This is a genomic window from Mesorhizobium sp. M1A.F.Ca.IN.020.06.1.1, assembly GCF_004023265.1.
In the GTDB taxonomy this organism is placed as follows: domain Bacteria; phylum Pseudomonadota; class Alphaproteobacteria; order Rhizobiales; family Rhizobiaceae; genus Mesorhizobium.
Genome location: NZ_RZSR01000673.1, coordinates 1 through 3,407, shown reverse-complemented (window position 1 = coordinate 3,407; position 3,407 = coordinate 1). Strand labels below are relative to the sequence as shown.

The 3,407-nt window shown below is 63.7% G+C and carries 1 protein-coding gene and 1 pseudogene; both read left to right on the top strand.

What is annotated here, in order from left to right:
* The coding region (locus EOA60_RS24785) for a HutD family protein (RefSeq protein ID WP_164899511.1) at positions 1 to 299 on the top strand (299 nt) is incomplete at its 5' end.
* Between the two features lie 270 nt (positions 300 to 569).
* Positions 570 to 3,407, top strand: a pseudogene (locus EOA60_RS24780) (protein ndvB); the annotation flags it as partial.

Below are 3,407 nucleotides of genomic sequence, written 5' to 3'. Positions count from 1 at the left end.
GCGCCACGTTGATTGGCGGCCCGATCACCGATCTCAACGTCATGAGCCGCCGCGGCTGCATCAGCCATACGGTCGAGCGCTTGCCTGTTTCGGGTGAAGTCGAGATAAGGTCGACCGACGGCACGACGATTATCTTGCCGGTTGGCGGTGGCGTCACAGTCCTCACGGACACCGCTGCCAGCCTCGGACCGCTTGATGCGCTCGTCCTCGATCAGCAGAGCCAGAAACTGCGCCTCCAGCCTGAAGGGCATGAGCTGATTTTTGTGATCCGCCTGCGCGTCACCGCCGCCAATGGTTAACGGCTGTTGCCAAACATGATCGCGGCGCGGGCGAAATATCGCCTGGCCCCTTGCATGTATCACGAAAAAGCCTGAATCCTTTCCCTGATCGGACCCGGGGCGGGAAGCGAGGGGCGTTCGCCCTTGAGTTGTCGAAAGGGGACGCCCCTGTCATGGAGCGCAAACAAACTTTCGGCCGAACCTGCCATGCAACAGATTGCATTTGAACCGGTTTTAGGGCCATTGCCGTGGCGGTGACGCCGCATCGCGCCCCGCCTTACGGAATAATCAATGAACATCCAGACGAATCCCGCCAAGATCGAACAAACTAGTGCCGGCTTCCCGACCGTCACGGAAGCGCCGATACGCTCCAATTTCCTGCCGGAAGACCGGCTGCGCGCGCTGGGCGCAGCACTCGCCAAGGGCGATGTCAGGGACCTGTTCGGGCTTTCGCCGTTCGAATTCCAGGCCCGCATCCGCGATAGCGCCAAGAAGATTCTCGAAGTCTACCGTTCGACCAACGCCGCCCAGGCCAAGGGCGAGACGATCACGCCCGCGGCGCAATGGCTGCTCGACAACAACTACCTGGTCGAAGAGACCATATTTCAGGTCAAGCGCGATCTGCCGCGCCGTTTCTACCGCCAGTTGCCGACGCTCAAGCTTGCGGGCGGCACGGCGTTGCCGCGCGCCTTCGTCGTCGCCTGGAGCTATGTCGAGCATTCCGACAGCGCCGTCTCGGCGACCATGTTCAAGGCCATCGTCGAGGGCTTTCAATCGGTCGAGCCGCTGAAGATCGGCGAGCTCTGGGCGCTGCCGTCGCTGCTGCGGTTCGTGCTGATCGAAAACCTCCGACGCATCGCAGTGCGCGTCAACCGTACGAGAGAGATGCGCCAGATCGCCAACGAGGTCGCCGACCGGGTGCTGGCGACCGACGACAATGCCGACCGGACCAGGATCCTGTCGAGCTACGCCGCGCATGCGCAGGATACCACTTTCGCCACCCAGCTCCTTTATCGCCTGCGTGACGGTTCGCAGAACGCCGGCCGCGCGCTGGAATGGCTGGAGGGCGAGCTCGAGAAGACCGGCTCCGACGCCGAGGAGATCATCATCTCCGAGCATCAGACGCTGTCCAGCGGCAACGTCACCACCGGCAACATCATCCGCGGCCTGCGCCTCATCAACGACGTCGACTGGACGGTCTGGTTCGAGGGCGTCAGCCGCATCGACACGCTGCTGCGCGAGAAGACCGATTTCGCCGCGCTCGATTTCTTCTCGCGCGATCAGTATCGCACCGCGATCGAGCAGCTTGCGCGCCGCTCCGACCTTTCCGAATTCCGCGTCGCCGAAACGGCGATCGAGCTTGCAGGCCACATGCCTGGGGTCACCGATGCGTCCGGCGTGCCGGAAACTGCCGACCCCTCCGTGCATACCGATGTCGGCTTCTTCCTGGTCGGGCCGCGCCGGCCGGAGCTGGAACAGGCGATCGGCTATCGGGCTCCCTTCTATGTGACTTTCAAGCGCGCCTTTGCCGCCACCGGCTGGCTCGGCATCGTCGTGCCGGTCTTCCTGCTGACGGTGCTCCTGCTTGTGCTGTCCGGCAACGCGCTTGCCAATCTCGGCCTCTCGGCGGGGGCGATCACGCTGATGCTGGCTTTGTTCGCGGTGCCGGCAAGCGAAGGCGCGTTGGCCTTCTTCAACACCGTCGTGGCGCTCTTCCTCAAGCCGACGCGGCTAGTCGGCTATGACTATAAGCACGGCATCCCCGCCTCAGCGCGCACGCTGGTCGTCGTGCCTTCGCTCATCGGGTCGCGCGACGACGTCGAGGAAAACATCCGCAACATCGAGGTGCATCATCTCGCCAACACGGCAGAAGAGATCCATTTCGCGCTTTTGTCCGACTGGCCTGATTCCAAGACTGAGATCGACGCAGCCGACATCGAGATCCTGCAATATGCCCGCGACGAGATCGCCAGGCTGAACGCCCGCTATCCGTCGGAAGGTGCTCCGCGCTTCTATCTTCTGCATCGCCGCCGGCTCTACAATCAGGCCCAGGGCTGCTGGATGGGCTGGGAACGCAAGCGCGGCAAGCTGCACGAGCTCAACCTTCTGCTGCGCGGCGACAGCGATACCACCTTCCTGCCGCTCGATGTGCCGCTGCCGGACAAAGTCACCTATGTGATGACGCTCGACGCCGATACGCGCACCACCCGCGACGCCGTCTCGAGCCTTGTCGGCAAGCTCGCGCATCCGCTCAACCGTCCGCATTTCGATCCGGCAAAGCGCGTCGTCACAGCCGGCTACGCCATCCTGCAGCCGCGCATCACCGCCTCGCTCACCAGCGGCGACGATGCCTCCTTCTTCCAGCGCGTCTTCTCGGCCAATCGCGGTCTCGACCCGTACGTCTTTGCCGTGTCCGACGTCTATCAGGACGTCTTCGGCGACGGCACTTTCACCGGCAAGGGCCTCTACCATATCGACGCCTTCGAAACGGCGCTGAAGGGCCGCATCGAGGAAAACACCATCCTCAGCCACGATTTGCTCGAAGGCGCCCTGGCGCGCGCCGCGCTCGTCACCGATGTCGAACTGGTCGAGGACTATCCGACCCGCTACTCGGTCGACGCCTCACGCCACCACCGCTGGGCGCGCGGCGACTGGCAATTGCTCGGCTTCATGTTCGATCCGCGCTCTGGCGTTCCGGCACTGTCGCGCTGGAAGATGGTCGATAACCTCCGCCGCTCGGTGACCCCGATCTTCTGGGTGATGGCCTGTATCGCCGGCTGGACGCTGCTGCCGTTCACGCAGGCCGCGCAGTGGCAGGCGCTGATGATCCTCAGCCTGTTCATGGCCCCGACTTTCGACATCGTCAACGGCATCCTGCCGAAGAGCGGCGACCAGACGCCGCGCGGCCATTTCTCGGCGCTGGCGCGCGACACTGTGTTCGGCACCGCGCTGGTGGCGCTGAAGGTGCTTTTGATGGCGCACCTTGCCTGGATGATGGGCGATGCCATCGTCCGCACTCTTTACCGGCTCTTCGTCAGCCGCCAGAACCTTCTGGAGTGGCGCACCGCCTCGCAGGCGCACAAGACCGGCGGCAGCGATCTCGGCGCCTATTACAGCATGATGTATGGC